General features: G+C 69.9%; 12 protein-coding genes. 2 read left to right on the top strand and 10 right to left on the bottom strand.

Annotated elements, in window-relative coordinates; translation table 11 throughout:
* Positions 1-35: 35 nt before the first annotated feature.
* Genes AB0N80_RS00490 through AB0N80_RS00480 form a run of 3 tightly spaced genes read right to left on the bottom strand, consistent with a single transcriptional unit; the run spans position 36 to position 3,942 of the window.
* The gene (locus tag AB0N80_RS00490) at positions 36-956 is read right to left on the bottom strand and encodes a carbohydrate ABC transporter permease (protein ID WP_315994474.1); all 921 of its coding nucleotides are present in this window, start codon (positions 954-956) and stop codon (positions 36-38) included.
* Entirely contained in the window at positions 953-1,882 is a 930-nt protein-coding gene (locus tag AB0N80_RS00485) for a sugar ABC transporter permease (protein WP_363576899.1), read from the bottom strand. The genes AB0N80_RS00490 and AB0N80_RS00485 overlap by 4 nt, the downstream gene beginning before the upstream one ends.
* Entirely contained in the window at positions 1,879-3,942 is a 2,064-nt protein-coding gene (locus AB0N80_RS00480) for a beta-galactosidase (RefSeq protein WP_363576897.1), read from the bottom strand. Before AB0N80_RS00480 ends, AB0N80_RS00485 begins: the two co-directional genes overlap by 4 nt.
* Before the next feature lie 139 nt (positions 3,943-4,081).
* Here AB0N80_RS00480 and AB0N80_RS00475 point away from each other — a divergent pair, with 139 nt between their 5' ends.
* The gene (locus AB0N80_RS00475) at positions 4,082-5,098 is read left to right on the top strand and encodes a LacI family DNA-binding transcriptional regulator (RefSeq protein WP_315994477.1); all 1,017 of its coding nucleotides are present in this window, start codon (positions 4,082-4,084) and stop codon (positions 5,096-5,098) included.
* Between the two features lie 10 nt (positions 5,099-5,108).
* Here AB0N80_RS00475 and AB0N80_RS00470 read toward each other — a convergent pair whose 3' ends face one another.
* The 7 genes from AB0N80_RS00470 to AB0N80_RS00440 all read right to left on the bottom strand — a co-directional run bounded on the left by AB0N80_RS00470 (position 5,109) and on the right by AB0N80_RS00440 (position 12,883).
* Positions 5,109-5,549: a cupin domain-containing protein gene (locus AB0N80_RS00470; RefSeq protein ID WP_315994478.1), complete on the bottom strand. Its 441-nt coding sequence runs from the start codon at positions 5,547-5,549 to the stop codon at positions 5,109-5,111.
* On the bottom strand, positions 5,546-6,115 hold the full coding sequence (locus tag AB0N80_RS00465; protein ID WP_363576894.1) for a pyridoxamine 5'-phosphate oxidase family protein: 570 nt from the start codon (positions 6,113-6,115) through the stop codon (positions 5,546-5,548). Before AB0N80_RS00465 ends, AB0N80_RS00470 begins: the two co-directional genes overlap by 4 nt.
* 133 nt (positions 6,116-6,248) lie before the next feature.
* Positions 6,249-7,970, bottom strand: coding sequence for a glycoside hydrolase family 35 protein (locus AB0N80_RS00460; RefSeq protein WP_363389194.1), 1,722 nt, complete (start codon positions 7,968-7,970; stop codon positions 6,249-6,251).
* A 13-nt stretch (positions 7,971-7,983) separates the two neighbouring features.
* Positions 7,984-9,504, bottom strand: a complete 1,521-nt coding sequence (locus AB0N80_RS00455) for an alpha-L-arabinofuranosidase C-terminal domain-containing protein (RefSeq protein ID WP_363576892.1) — start codon at positions 9,502-9,504, stop codon at positions 7,984-7,986.
* A gap of 71 nt (positions 9,505-9,575) precedes the next feature.
* Positions 9,576-10,934, bottom strand: coding sequence for a sugar ABC transporter substrate-binding protein (locus tag AB0N80_RS00450; RefSeq protein WP_315994482.1), 1,359 nt, complete (start codon positions 10,932-10,934; stop codon positions 9,576-9,578).
* 90 nt (positions 10,935-11,024) lie between these two features.
* The gene (locus tag AB0N80_RS00445) at positions 11,025-11,834 is read right to left on the bottom strand and encodes a carbohydrate ABC transporter permease (RefSeq protein ID WP_315994608.1); all 810 of its coding nucleotides are present in this window, start codon (positions 11,832-11,834) and stop codon (positions 11,025-11,027) included.
* Between the two features lie 125 nt (positions 11,835-11,959).
* On the bottom strand, positions 11,960-12,883 hold the full coding sequence (locus AB0N80_RS00440; RefSeq protein ID WP_315994483.1) for a sugar ABC transporter permease: 924 nt from the start codon (positions 12,881-12,883) through the stop codon (positions 11,960-11,962).
* Positions 12,884-12,993: 110 nt separating this feature from the next.
* Here AB0N80_RS00440 and AB0N80_RS00435 point away from each other — a divergent pair, with 110 nt between their 5' ends.
* On the top strand, positions 12,994-14,040 hold the full coding sequence (locus AB0N80_RS00435; protein WP_315994484.1) for a LacI family DNA-binding transcriptional regulator: 1,047 nt from the start codon (positions 12,994-12,996) through the stop codon (positions 14,038-14,040).
* Positions 14,041-14,164 lie beyond the last annotated feature (124 nt).

Below are 14,164 nucleotides of genomic sequence, written 5' to 3'. Positions count from 1 at the left end.
GCCCGGGGTGGGGGCGGCCGCAGCCGCCGAACGGATTACTTCAGCGCGCCGGTCCCGAGACCGTTGCGCCAGAAGCGCTGGAGGAGCAGGAAGATGACGATGAGGGGGATGACCGACAGCAGGGCGCCGATCAGGACGAGCCCGCGCAGTTCGGGGATCTGGTTGAGCTGGTTGTTCCAGCCGTAGAGCCCGAACACCACGGGGAACAGCTCCTCGCTGCGCAGCATGATCAGCGGCAGGAAGAAGTTGTTCCAGATCGCGACGAACTGGAAGAGGAACATCGTGACCAGTGCCGGACTCATCAGCCGCAGGCTCACGGTGAAGAACGTGCGGATCTCTCCGGCGCCGTCCAGCCGGCTGGCCTCGAGCAGCTCGTCGGGCACAGAGGATGCCGCGAAGATGCGCGCGAGGTACACCCCGAACGGGCTGACGAGCGAGGGCAGGAACACGGCCCAGAAGGTGTTCGTGAGCTGCACCTGGCTGAAGATGAGGAACAGCGGCAGGGCGAGCGCGGTGGCCGGCACCAGGACACCGCCGAGCACGACGTCGAATACGAGCTCGCGGCCCGGGAAGCGGTACTTCGCCAGCGCGTACCCGGCCATCGCGGCCAGGAGCGTCGCGACCGCTCCGCCGAGGCCGGCGTACAGCAGCGAGTTGCCGAGCCAGCGCAGGAAGATGCCGTCGCGGTAGGCGAACAGATCGCCGATGTTCGACAACAGCCGCATGTCGGCGAACCACAGGGGGTTGGTGGTGAGGATGTCGCCCGTGCTCTTGCTCGAGGCCACCAGCAGCCACCACAGCGGCAGCAGGAAGTAGACCGTGAAGACGGCCATGACGAGCATCGCCGAGGTGCGCGAGACGAGGGGCTCGCGCACCGCGCCCGAACGGGTCGCGCCGGAGCGGGGGCCGCCCGCGCGGGGGCCGAGGGGGCGTCGGGAGGTGGTGACGGCGCTCATGCGTTGCCCTTCTTCTGCATCCACTTCATGAAGCCGAACGACAGCACGAAGGTGGTCACGGCCAGCACGACCGAGAACGCCGCCGCGAGATTGGCGTTGGGGATGGATGCCGTGGCGTAGACGGTCATGTTGGGAGTGAAGGTGCTGGTGACCGCGGAGCTGAACGAGCGGAAGACCTGCGGCTCGGCGAGCAGCTGCAGCGTGCCGACGATCGAGAAGATCGCGGTCATGACGATCGCGGGCCGCACGAGCGGGATCTTGATCGACCACGCGATGCGGAACTGCCCCGCACCGTCGAGGCGGGCCGCCTCGTAGATCTCACTGGGGATCGACAGCAGCGACGAGTAGATGATCAGCATGTTGTAGCCGACGTAGACCCACGTGACGACGTTCGCGATCGACCACAGCACGAGGTCGGCGCCGAGGAAGTCGACGTTCCTGGTCAACGCGGTGAACGGCGAGAGGTTGGGCGAGAACAGCGAGCCCCACATGATCGCCGCGATCACACCGGGGACCGCGTACGGCACGAAGAAGGCGAGACGGAAGAACCGCTTGCCCTTCAGCAGCGGCGAGTCCAGCAGCAGCGCGAAGATCAGCGCGAGGCCGAGCATCACGGGCACCTGCACGACGCCGAACGCGAGCATGCGCAGCATCGACGCCCAGAACGCTTCGTTCTGGAAGACGAGCGCGTACTGCTGGAGCCCGCCGAAGACGAGTTCGGCCTTGCCGAACGTGCCCTCGCGGCGCACCACCAGAAGGGACTGCACGATGGCGAAGACGATCGGCAGGACGTAGAAGAGGACGAACAGCACCGCGAACGGCGCCAGCAGGACGACGATCGCGCTCTTGAAGGGCACGCGCGGTCGGCGCGGCCTCGGGGCGCTCGCGCGTTCGGCCCGCGCGGGAGCGGGAGCGGTGGTGGTCACGAGGCCTCCTCGATGATGCGGACGGCACCGCCGGCGACGGTGACGAGACCGTCGACGCGCTCGCCGGTGAGCGCGTCGCGCCCGTGCGCCGCGATCTCGACCGACTCGGTGGTGTGGTTGATGACGAACGTGAATGCGCGGTCCTCGCCCGCCCGGCGCACGACCTCGACCCCGGTGACGGCGTCGAGGGTGCGGATGCCGGATGCCGCGGCGATGCGCAGGAGGAGGTCGCGGTAGGCGTCGGCCGACGGGAGCGTCGCCAGGTACCACGCCGAACCGTCGCCGGCCGCGCGACGGGTGCGTGCGGGGAGCCCCGCCGCGGGACCGTCGACGAAGAGCGCGTCGATCTCGGCGTCGACCGTGCGCAGACGCTCCGACCACACCGAGCCGGTGCTGCCGTCGTCGAGCGTGACGACCTGCGCGGGCCCCAGCGGGGCGAACTCCTCCGACACGATCCCGAGCAGGTCGCGGAAGGCGCCCGGGTACCCGCCGAGCCGCACCCGGTCCTGCTCGTCGACGATGCCGCTGGCGAAGGTGATGACGACGGTGCCGCCGGCCTCGACGAATCGCGACAGGCGATCGACGTCGGCATCCCGCACGAGATGGAGGGCCGGGACGACGATGAGACGGTAGGCGGAGAGGTCGGCGCCCGTCGAGACGACGTCGGTCGAGATCCCGGCGGCGGCGAGGGCCCCGTGCGCGGCGTGCACCTGGTCGAGGTAGCGCAGGTCTTCGCTCGGGCGGCCCTCGTTCTCGAGCGCCCACCAGCTCTCCCAGTCGAACAGCACGGCCGCGTCGGACGCGACGCGCGTCCCGGCGACGGGCTGTAGCGCACGCAGGGTACGGCCGACTTCGAGGACGCTGCGCCACTGCGCGGTGTCGGTGCCGGCGTGGGGGAGGAGGGCGGAGTGGAACTTCTCGGCGCCCTGGGCCGAGGCGCGCCACTGGAAGAAGCAGATGCCGTCGGCGCCGCGCGCCACGTGCGAGACGACGTTGCGCAGCAGCTCACCCTCGCCCTTGGCGAGGTTGTGCGGCTGCCAGTTCACCGCGCCGGTCGAGGTCTCCATCAGCAGCCACGGGGTGCCTGCGGCGATGCCGCGCGTGAGATCGGCCGCGAACGAGAGCTCCGCGATCGGGTCGGCGAGTCGCCGGTCGAGGTAGTGGTCGTTGGCGATGACGTCCATCTCGCCGGCCCAGGAGAAGTAGTCGAGCGCCCGGATGTGCGCGGTGACCATGAAGTTGGTGGTGACCGGGGCTGCGCTGCGCGCGCGGATGATCTCGGCTTCGGCGCGGTACAGCTCGAGCTGCTGGTCGGAGGAGAAGCGCTGGAAGTCGAGCAGCTGCCCGGGGTTGCGCAGCGACAGCGCGGCCATCGGCGGGAGGATCTGCCCCCAGTCGCTGTAGCGCTGGCTCCAGAACGAGGTGCCCCAGGCGGTGTTGACGGCTGCGACGGTGCCGTACCGGGCGCGCAGCCAGTCGCGGAACGCCGCGGCGCTGGCCTCGCAGTAGCACAGGGCGTTGTGGCATCCGAGCTCATTCGAGACGTGCCACATGGCCAGGGCGGGGTGCTCGGCGTAGCGCTCCACGACGCGCCGGCTCAGCTCGGCCGCGTAGCCGCGGAAGACCGGGGAGCTCGGGCAGTACGCCTGGCGGCCGCCGGGGAAACGCCGTGTCCCGTCCTCGGCCACGGGCAGGATCTCGGGATGCCGAGTGGTCACCCAGGGGGCGGGCGAGGCGGTCGCGGTTCCGAGGTTGACCCGGATGCCGTGCGCGTGGGCGAGGTCCATGACCTCGTCGAGCTCGTCGAAGTTCCAGATGCCGTGGTCGGGGTTGATCCAGGACCAGCCGAAGATGTTCACGGCCACGAGTCCCACGCCCGCTTCGCTCATGAGGCGCATGTCGTCGTCCCACACCGCGCGGTCCCACTGCTCGGGGTTGTAGTCGCATCCGAACACGAGGCCCTCGCGGGTCAGGGCGTCCAGCGCGGCGCCCGCGCGGGTCGGGTCGGTCGCTCGGTCGCTGTCGCGATCGAGCGGGGCCAGATGATCGACGGCAAGCATCCGGTGGGCGCTCCTTTGCGGGTTCTGTGAACGTGCACACACCGGCGATGCAAGACATCGAACGAGGATGTGTGAACGTGCACATACTGACACGCCGTACCGCCGTCGTCAACTCCCGCGTCCCGATAGGCTGACCCTCATGACGCCTCCTCCGCCCGGGCGCCGGCGCAGCACGGTGCATGACGTGGCGAAGGCCGCGGGGGTGTCGCGGGGCACGGTGAGCCGTGTCCTCAACGGCGGATACGTCTCCGATCAAGCGCGCGAGGCGATCCAGACCGCGATCCGCGAGGTCGGGTACGTCCCCAACACAGCGGCCCGCAACCTCGTCCGCCAGCGCACGCAGGCGGTCGGCTTCATCGTGCACGAGCCGCACTCGCTGTTCCTGGAAGACCCGAACATCGGCGGCATCATGCTCGGTGCCAACACGGCGCTGTCGAAGGCCGACTACCAGATGGTGTGCGTGGTCGTCGACACCGAGCGCGACACCGACCGCGTCGCGCGCTACCTCAGCGGAGGCTTCGTCGACGGCGCGGTGATCGTCTCGGCCCGGCATCACGACCCCATCACCGACGTCGTGGAGCGCCTGGGGCTGCCCGTCGCCTATGTCGGCCACCCCCCGGGCATCTCCCGCCCGTGGGTGGGCATCGACAATCTCGGAGCGGCGCGCGCGATCACCGAGAAGCTGCGCGCGACCGGTCGTCGACGCATCGGCATGATCGCCGCGGCTCTCGACCGCGACTCCGGCAGCGACCGCCTGGCGGGCTTCCGCGAGGCCTTGGGCGCCGACTTCGACGAGGATCTCGTCGAACCCGTCCCGCTGTACGCCTTCGCCGACGGCGAGGCGGGCATGCGGCGTCTGATCGAGCGCGCGCCCGACCTCGACGCCGTCTTCGGAGCGTCGGATGCCGTGGCGGCCGGCGCCGTGCAGGCTCTGCGCGCGGCGGGGCGACGCGTGCCCGACGACGTGGGCGTCGTGGGCTTCGACGACAGCGCCTGGGCGCTGCGCACCGACCCCCCGCTCAGCACGGTCGATCAGCCCGCGGAAGGGTTGGGGGCGGCGGCCGCCGAGGCGGTGCTGCTGCAGCTCTCGGGCGGAGTGGCGGATGCCGACGGCATCCTGCTCGACGCTCCGGTCGTCTGGCGCGGATCGGCCTAGCGCGGAGGGGTCAGCCGGCGGCGGCCCACGGCATCGGGCGATCGGCGTCGCGCGAACTGTCGTCGGGGATGTGGGGCAGGGCCTCCCCGCCCGCGCGGATGCACAGCCAGCGCAGCTCGCCCGGGCTGTCGGGGAGCGCGCGCCAGACGCGCCACACGCCCTGACCGACACGGACGACGCTCCCCGCGCCGACGTCGACGACGTCGTCTCCCAAGCCCATCTGTCCGCGCCCCTCGAGGAAGACGTAGAGCTCCTCGACCCGGCTGTGCGTGTGCCAGTACCCCGCGTCCTCGCCGGGGAGGAGGGCGTTCGCCGTCATCCCGATGAACTGCATGGTCAGCTCGTGGTCGACGACGCGTCGACCGTCGCGCGAGCGCTCCGGCACGAACCCGCCGAAGTGCTCGCGCCACGCGGCCATCGCGCCGATGTCGGTGATCTCGTAGCCGCTCATCGTCGCTCGCTCTCCACCTCGGGGGCGGATACCCGCCAGCCGTCGCCGACGCGACGGTAGATCGTGCGCCGGTGACGGCGATCGGGGGAGCCCTGCCAGAACTCGACGTGGTCGGGAACGAGCCGCCACAGCACCCAGCCACCCGGCGCGATCCCGTCGCGGGCGGCGGCGGATCGCGCAGCGAGATCGGCCGCGGACTCCTCCGCTGATGCCTCGACCACCCGGCCGCGCGCGCGGACGGACCGCACGACGGACGGCCACCAGAAGGTCAGGGCCGCGACGGGCTGCGCGGCCAGCTGCTCCGCCTTCGCCGAGTCGCGCGGGCCCGCGAAGGCCCAGCCTCCCGGATCGAGGTCCTTGAGGATCAGCACGCGGGCGTCCGGGATGCCGCGGGCATCCACCGTCGAGAGGGTGGCACCGTGCGCTTCGGCGACACCCGCCTCCACCGCCCCGCGGATCCATCGCTCGAACAGCGGCTCCGGCGTATCGGGCAGGGGCGCGGCATCCGGCTCGGGGGCCACCCCGGTGAGCGAGGGGAGCGAGCGGAGCCAGGCGGCCATCGTCATGACCCCATCCTGCTCCTCCCGCGCGCGACGCGCGTCTGCGCACACGCGGAAACAGGCGATCCGCCGAACAGGACCGCCCTCCCGCGGGTGGTCCTGCACGCGACGGATCGCCTGTTCCGGAGGGACGGCCGGCCTACTCCTCGAGCTGCCCCAGCGACGGCTCCGCGACGAAGCGCGCGACCGGATCCACCGCGTGCTCGAGCTCGAGCACGACGATCTCGTTCGCGCCGGCGCGGGTCGCCGGTCCCGGCACGTAGAGCGTGTTTTGCGGCGCGTTGTTCCAGTACCGACCGAGGAAGAAGCCGTTGACGAAGGCGAAGCCCTTGCCCCACGAGCCGGTGTCGAGGAACAGGTCGACGGGCGCGTCGAGCTCGAACGTCCCGCGCAGGAACGCCCGACCCGCCGAGCCCGAGCCCGAGCCCTCGACGGTGTCGAGGTCGATCGGCGTCGCGGTCCAGCCGGTGAGCGGGGCGCCGTCCAGCGTCACCGCGCCGATGAGCCCCTTCGGCTCGCCGAGACGATCGGCGTAGTTCACGCGTCCCTGGTCCTCGACGAGCACCGTCAGTCGCGCGCCCGCGGGGATCATCAGCGCGCGCTCGCGCAGCGACCGCGACAGCCGTCCCACCGCGATCCCGTCCACGTGCACCCAGGCGAGGTCGCGCACCTCGTCGAACACGAGCGCCGCGCGACCGGTGAACGACGGCAGCTCGACGTCGTACCGCACGAGAGGACCGAGGTGCCCGAGCTGCTCGAAGGTGGCGGGGGAGTCGATCGGGGCCGTATCGGCGGCTGCCGGCATCCACTCGCCTTCGCCCGACAGCGTCACCTCGAACGACGGGGCCGTGGGCCGCGGCGCGGGAACCTCCGCCGACACGGGCGCGTACTTCGCGATGACCTCGCGGAACGCGTGGAACTTCGCCGTCGGATGGCCCGACTCGTCGATGGGTGCGTCGTAGTCGTACGAGGTCACGATGGGGTCGAACCGGCCCTTGTCGTTGGCGCCGTTCGTGGTGCCGAAGTTGGTGCCGCCGTGCACCATGTAGATGTTCACGGAGGCCCCGGCCGCGAGCAGCACGTCGAGGTCGTGGGCGGATGCCGCGGGGTCGGTCGTGTGGTGGATGCTGCCCCACCAGTCGAACCACCCGTCCCAGAACTCGCTGCACATCAGCGGTCCCGTGGGCTGGTGCTCGCGGAGGGTCGCGAGGCGCTCCTCCGAGCGCGAACCGAACGAACCCGTGAGGTGCAGTTCGGGCAGGCTCCCCGCCTCGAGCATCCACGGCATGGGCTGGTCGACGGTGGTCAGCGGCACGGTGATGCCGGCGTCCTTCGTCACGCGCACGAGCTCGTGCAGGTACTCCTTGTCGGAGCCGTACGCGCCGTACTCGTTCTCGATCTGCACGAGCACGACGTTGCCGCCGCGATCGATCTGGCGCGGGGCGACGATCTCGTACACCCGACGCAGGTACTCGGTCACGGCCTCCACGAACTGCGGTTCGGAGCGCCGGATGCCGATCCCCGGCGTCGAGGTCAGCCACACCGGCAGCCCCCCGTTGTGCCACTCGGCGCAGATGTACGGTCCCGGACGCACGATCGCGTGCAGCCCCTCGGCGGCGATGAGGTCGAGGAAGCGGCCCAGGTCGTTCCAGCCGGTGGCATCCCATTCGCCCTTCACGGGCTCGTGCGCGTTCCACGCGACGTAGGTCTCGATGGTGTTGAGCCCCATCGCCTTGGCTGTGCGGATGCGGTCGGCCCAGTGCTCGGGGTGGATGCGGAAGTAGTGCAGCGTGCCCGAGATGACCTGGTGCGGTCGCCCGTCGAGCAGGAAGTCGGTCTCGCCGATGGTGAAGGTCGTCACGGTGTCTTTCGGGTCAGTCGGTGAGGCGCGCCGTCAGGCGCACCCAGGCGAGGGCGGGGAGGGTGAAGCGCAGGATGCCGTCGGCCCCCACGTCGACGGACAGGGGCTGCGGGGCGACGGGCTCGCCGGCGGCGGAGTTGGTGGTGTGGCGATCGCCGCCCTCGGGGACCGTGATCACGACCGCGTCGACCTCGGCCACCGCCCCCAGGTCGAGCTCGACCGGGGTGGGGGCGTCGAGGTCGCGGTGGGCGAGGAAGACCGAGACGGCATCGCCGTCGACGGTGGCGACGGCATCGACCGCGTCGACGGACCCGTGCCGCGCGGTGTCGATCGTGGCGCCCTCGACGACGGGGTGCACGACGCGACCGGATGCCGCCCGCGCGGTCAGCGCGAACGGGTGGAACGTGCTCTGGCGCCAGGCCGCGCCCCCGCCGGGCTCGGTGCGGATCGGGGCGATGACGTTCACCAACTGCGCGAGGTTGGCCATCGAGACCCGGTCGGAGCGGCGGATGAGCGTGATGAGCAGGGAGCCGACGACGACGGCGTCGGTGACGGTGTAGTCGTCTTCGATCAGGCGCGGGGCGACGGGCCAGTCACCGGTGAAGACGCGGGGCTTGTCGACCTCGTTCCAACGGGTCTGGTTCCACACGTTCCACTCGTCGACGCTGATGCCGATCGTCCCGCCGTCGGGGGTGGTGGCGCCGACCTCATCGATGATGTCGACGACGTCGGAGATGTAGCGGTCGAGGGCGGCGCCGCTCGCGAGGAAGCTCGCCGGGTCGACCGGGTCTTCTTCGTAGTACGCATGCACCGAGATGTGATCGACGAGGCCGGCGGTGTGACGGAGCACCGTGCGCTCCCACTCCCCGAACGTGGGCATCTCGTGGTTCGAGCTGCCGGCGGCGACGAGCTCGACGGTCGGATCGATGAAGCGCATCATGCGCGCGGTCTCGGCGGCGAGGCGGCCGTATTCGTCGGCGGTCTTGTGGCCGATCTGCCAGGGCCCGTCCATCTCGTTGCCGAGGCACCACAGGCGGATGCCGAACGGTTCCTCGCGTCCGTTCGTGCGGCGCCGGTCGCTGAGCGCCGTGCCGGAGGGATGGTTCGTGTATTCGAGCAGGTCGGCGGCTTCGGCGACACCGCGCGTGCCGAGGTTGACCGCCTCCATGACCTCGAGGCCGGCGGCATCCGCCCACTCGGCGAACTCGTGGAGCCCCACCTGATTGGTCTCGGTGCTGTGCCACGCGGCATCCAGGCGCACGGGGCGCTCGTCACGCGGGCCCACCCCGTCTTCCCAGCGGTAGCCCGAGACGAAGTTGCCGCCGGGGTAGCGCACGACCGTGGCACCGAGCTCACGGACGAGCTCGAGCACGTCCGCACGGAAGCCTGCGGCGTCCGCGGTGTCGTGGCCGGGGGAGTGGATGCCGTCGTACACGCAGCGGCCCATGTGCTCGACGAACGAGCCGAACAGGCGGCGGGGGACCTCGGAGCCGACTGCGGCGCGGTCGACACGGATGCGGGTGGGGGTGCTCATGGCTCTCCTCGGGAGGGAAAGGGAGGGGGCGGGCCGCATGCCTTCGCTGCGGCCCGCCCCGGAGTTGCTTCTTACTTGTTGACCGAGAAGCCCTGGTCGTTGCCGTACTGGACGAGCTGGTCCTGCCACGTCGTGAGGCCGGCGTTCAGATCGCTCTTGTTGGCGTACGCCTGGCCGACGGTGTCGCTGTAGATGCTGTTGGCGTAGACCTGGAAGGGCAGGTAGCTGAAGCCCTTGACCACGTCGCTCGACGCCTGCGTCAGCACCTGGTTGATCTGCTGGCCACCGAAGTAGTCCGACTTCTGGTCGACGAACGACGAGTCGCTCAGCTGCGCGGTGGTGGAGGGGAAGCCGCCCGACTCCGCGAAGATCTTCAGGCTCTCCTCGTCGTTGTTCAGCCACTTCAGGAAGCCGGCCGCCAGGGCGGGGTTCTTGCTCTGCTTGGTCACGGCCTGGCCGCCGCCACCGTTCTCCGCCGTCGCAGGCTTGCCGTCGTAAGTCGGGATCGGGGCGACCGCCCACTTGCCGGCGCCGTCCTTCACCGAAGACTCCAGGACGCCGGGCATCCAGGCTCCGATGACGAGCGAGGCGATCGAGCCGTCTCCGAGGCCCTTGAACCACTCGTCGCTCCAGCTGGGCGTGCTCGAGAGCAGGTCGCCCTCGATCAGGCGGTTCCAGTTCTGGGCGAACTTCTTCGAGCCCGCGTCCTGCAGGTCGATGGTGACGTCGGTGCCCGCGTCGCCGGTGGTCGTGAAGGGGGTGCCGCCGGCCTGCCAGATCATGCTGGTGGTGAAGCCGGAGTCACCGGTGTCGGCGGTGATGTACTTGGTGGGGTCGGCCGCGTGCAGCTTCTGGGCGGCGGCGTAGTACTCGTCCCACGTGGTGGGCACGGCGATGCCGTACTGGTCGAAGACGCTCTTGTTGTAGAACAGGGCCATGGGGCCCGAGTCCTGCGGGAGGCCGTAGATCTTGCCGTCGAAGTCGACCGAGCCCCAGGGGCCCGTGGCGTAGTCGCCCTCGAGGTCGGCGAAGCCGTACGACGACAGGTCCAGCAGCGAGTCCGAGAGCGCGAACTGCGGGAAGGCGTAGTACTCGATCTGCACGACGTCGGGGGCGCCCGAGCCGGCCTTGATCGCGTTCTGGAGCTTGGTGTACTCCTCGGTGTTGGTGCCCGCGTTGACGTAGTTCACCTTGACGTTGGGGTACTTCTTCTCGAAGGCGGCGACCTGCGCCTCGGCCGACGGGGTCCACGACCAGTACGTGAGCTCGCCACCGGCCTCGAGGGCCTTCTCGATGTCGTCGGCCGAACCGGCGGCTGCGCCGCCGGCGTTGCCGCCCGAGCACGCGGTGAGCGCGCCGACCGACAGGGCGGTGGCGGCGACGGCGAAGACGGTCCGCCGCATGGCGGAGCCCTTGCGCATGAATGTCATCGGTTTCCTCTACTTCGTTGTTGTGGATGGTGTTGCGGATGCAGGTGCGACGTCCCGCGGAGGGGCGATGCGCGGTGGGGGGTCAGCGGATCACTGCTTGACGCTGCCCGCGCTCAGGCCCGACTGCCAGAAGCGCTGCAGCACGAGGAACGCGGCGACGATCGGGAGGATCGACAGCAGTGCCCCGGTGATCACGAGGTTGTAGATGGGCTGGGCGCCCACGCCGATGGCCTGCGCGTTCCACTGGTTGAGCCCGACGGTGAGCGGGTACCAGGTGGGGTCGCTGAGCATGATCAACGGCAGGAAGTAGTTGTTCCAGGTCGCCACGACCGCGAACAGCAGCACCGTCACGATGCCCGGTGTGAGCAGGCGGATCGAGATGGTGAAGAACGTGCGGAACTCGCCCGCGCCGTCCATGCGCGCGGCCTCGAGCAGCTCGGTGGGGATGGCGTCGGTGGCGTACACCCAGATGAGGTACAGACCGAAGGGGCTGATGAGCGAGGGGATGATGATCGCCCACGGGGTGTTGGTGATCCCGAGCTGGCTGAACAGCAGGAACGTCGGCACCGCGAGGGCGGTTCCCGGCACCGCGATCGCGCCGAGGACGACGGCGAAGACCGCCTTGCGGCCACGGAAGTTGTACTTCGCCAGACCGTAACCGGCGAGAGTGGCGAGCAGCGTCGCGCCGCCCGCACCGACCACGACGTAGAGCAGGGTGTTGCCGAGCCAGCGGACGAAGATGCCGTCGCGATAGGTCAGCGTCTGCGCGATGTTGTCGAACAGCGCGAAGGTGTTGCCGGGCCCGAGGCCGAAGGTCGTGAACAGGTCGGGCTGCGTCTTGGTGGCGTTGATGACGAGCCAGAACAGCGGGACGAGCGTGTACAGCAGGTACAGGCCCATGACGATGCTCAGCACGATCGACTTCTTGCCGTGCGTGGGAGAGGTGCGCGCGAAGCGCGTGCCGGCCCGGCCGCTGCGGGGCGTGGTCACGGCGACGGTGTCGGTGCGGGGTGCGGTCGCGGTGGTCATCGCGTCTCCTGACGTGAGCCGCGCAGCTGCACGACGTAGGCGATCACCGCGGTGATGACGCCCATGATGATGGCGATCGTGGCGGCGTAGTTGTACTGCTGGCCGGCGAACGAGAGGTTGTAGGCGTACATGTTCGGCGTGAAGAACGTCGAGATCGTGTTCGGCGCCAGAGGCTTGAGGATGTTGGGCTCGTTGAACAGCTGGAAGCTGCCGATGATCGAGAAGATCGTGGCGATGACGATGGCGCCGCGCACCGCGGGGATCTTGATGGAGAAGATCGTGCGCCACGCGCCCGCGCCGTCGATGGACGCCGCCTCGTAGAGCTCGCTGGGGATGGTCTTCAGCGAGGAGTAGAAGATGAGCATGTTGTAACCCACGAACTGCCAGGTGACGATGTTGCCGATCGACAGCAGCATCCACTCGGGGAGGAAGGGCTGGACGACCTGTCCGCCCAACAGGTCGTTGAGGTTGCGGGTCAGGCCGAACTGGTCGCCGTAGATGTAGCCCCACATGAGCACGGCGACGACCGCGGGCACGGCGTAGGGCAGGAAGATGACGATGCGGTAGAAGCCCGCCGCGTGCAGTCGGGCGCTGTCGATCGCGAGCGCGGCGGCCAGAGCCAGCAGCAGCATGACCGGCACCTGCACGACGAGGAACACCGCCACCCGCCCGAAGCCGTCCCAGAATTTGGGGTCGCCGAAGGCGGTGATGTAGTTCTCGAAGCCGACGAATGCGTTGCCGCCGATCAGCTGGTCGCGGAACAGGCTGAGGTAGACGCTGTAGGCCAGGGGCGCCAGGAACACGAGCGCGAAGACGAGAGCGAAGGGGGCGACGAACAGCCAGCCTCGATCGTCGATTCGGGTGCGTCGCTTGCGCCGCGGGGAACGCAGGGCGGGCGGGGGTGCCGCAGTGGTCGTCATCGTCCGGTGCCTCTTCGTTGGTGCGCATCCCGGCCGGGTCGTCGAGATGTTGACGTAAACATAACCCCCGCGCGCTAGGGTGTCAACGTCAACATCCCGAGGGGGCAGGCATGAGCGAAACGACGACGACGTCGACCGCGATCCCGACGCGCGAGCGTCGGAGAGAGGTGTCGATGGCCGACGTTGCCGCGGCGGCGGGGGTGTCGGGCCAGACGGTCTCGCGCGTGGCGAACGAGCGTGCGAACGTCGATCCCGAGACGCGTCAGCGCGTGCTCGACGCGATGTCGGCCCTGGGGTACCGCCCCAACAGCGCGGCGCGCGCCCTGCGCTCCGGGCGGTTCCGCAGCATCGGCGTGATCATGTTCTCGCTGAGCTCCTACGGCAACACCCGCACCCTCGACGCCCTCGCCTCGATGGCGGCGGCATCCGGGTACTCCATCACCCTCATCACCGTGCAGTCGGCGTCGCAGTCCGACGTGTCGGGCGCCTTCCTCCGTCTGCGCGAGCACGCCGTCGACGGCATCGTCATCCTGATCGAGACGCACCGCCTGGGCGAGAACGAGCTGTCGATCCCGTCGGGGCTGCCCGTCGTGGTCGTCGACTCCAGCGCCGACTACCCGTACGCGGTCGTCGACAACGATCAGGCGCAGGGGGCGAAGCTCGCGACCGAGCACCTGCTCGACCTCGGCCACGAGACGGTGTGGCACGTGTCGGGGCCGCCGGAGTCCTTCGCGGCCGAGCGCCGGCGCGACGCCTGGCGCGAGGCCCTCGAGCAGCGCGGATGCCGCGTGCCCGACGTGCAGATCGGCGACTGGACGGCCGAGTCGGGGCACCGCATCGGCCTCGCGCTGGCCACGATGCCCGAGGTGACGGCCGTGTTCGCGGCGAACGACCAGATGGCGCTCGGCGTCATCCGCGCTCTCCACGAGACCGGGCGCGCCGTGCCCGGCGACGTCAGCGTCGTCGGCTTCGACGACATGCCCGAATCGGCGAACTTCTGGCCTCCGCTCACCACCGTCCGCCAGCGCTTCGAGCGCGTGGGGGAGGAGGCGATGACGGCGCTCATCGCCGACATCGAGGGCACCGGCGGCGAGCACGCGCGCACGCTCGTGCCGACGTCGTTGGTGCGGCGCGCCTCGTCCGGCCCCGCTCGCTGAGCGCACGCCGGAGGCGTTGTGCCACTCCGGGTCGTCGGCTAGGTTGGGTGTTGACGTCAACATGTTGACGTCAACATCACCACCTGCGAGGCCGCACTGTGGCGGCCGGATCGGAAATGACGAT

The sequence above is a fragment of the Microbacterium sp. NPDC089188 genome, from assembly GCF_040685155.1.
GTDB lineage: Bacteria > Actinomycetota > Actinomycetes > Actinomycetales > Microbacteriaceae > Microbacterium > Microbacterium galbum.
The sequence above is the reverse complement of the archived record's forward strand: the minus strand, read 5'-3'. Positions and strand labels throughout refer to the sequence as shown.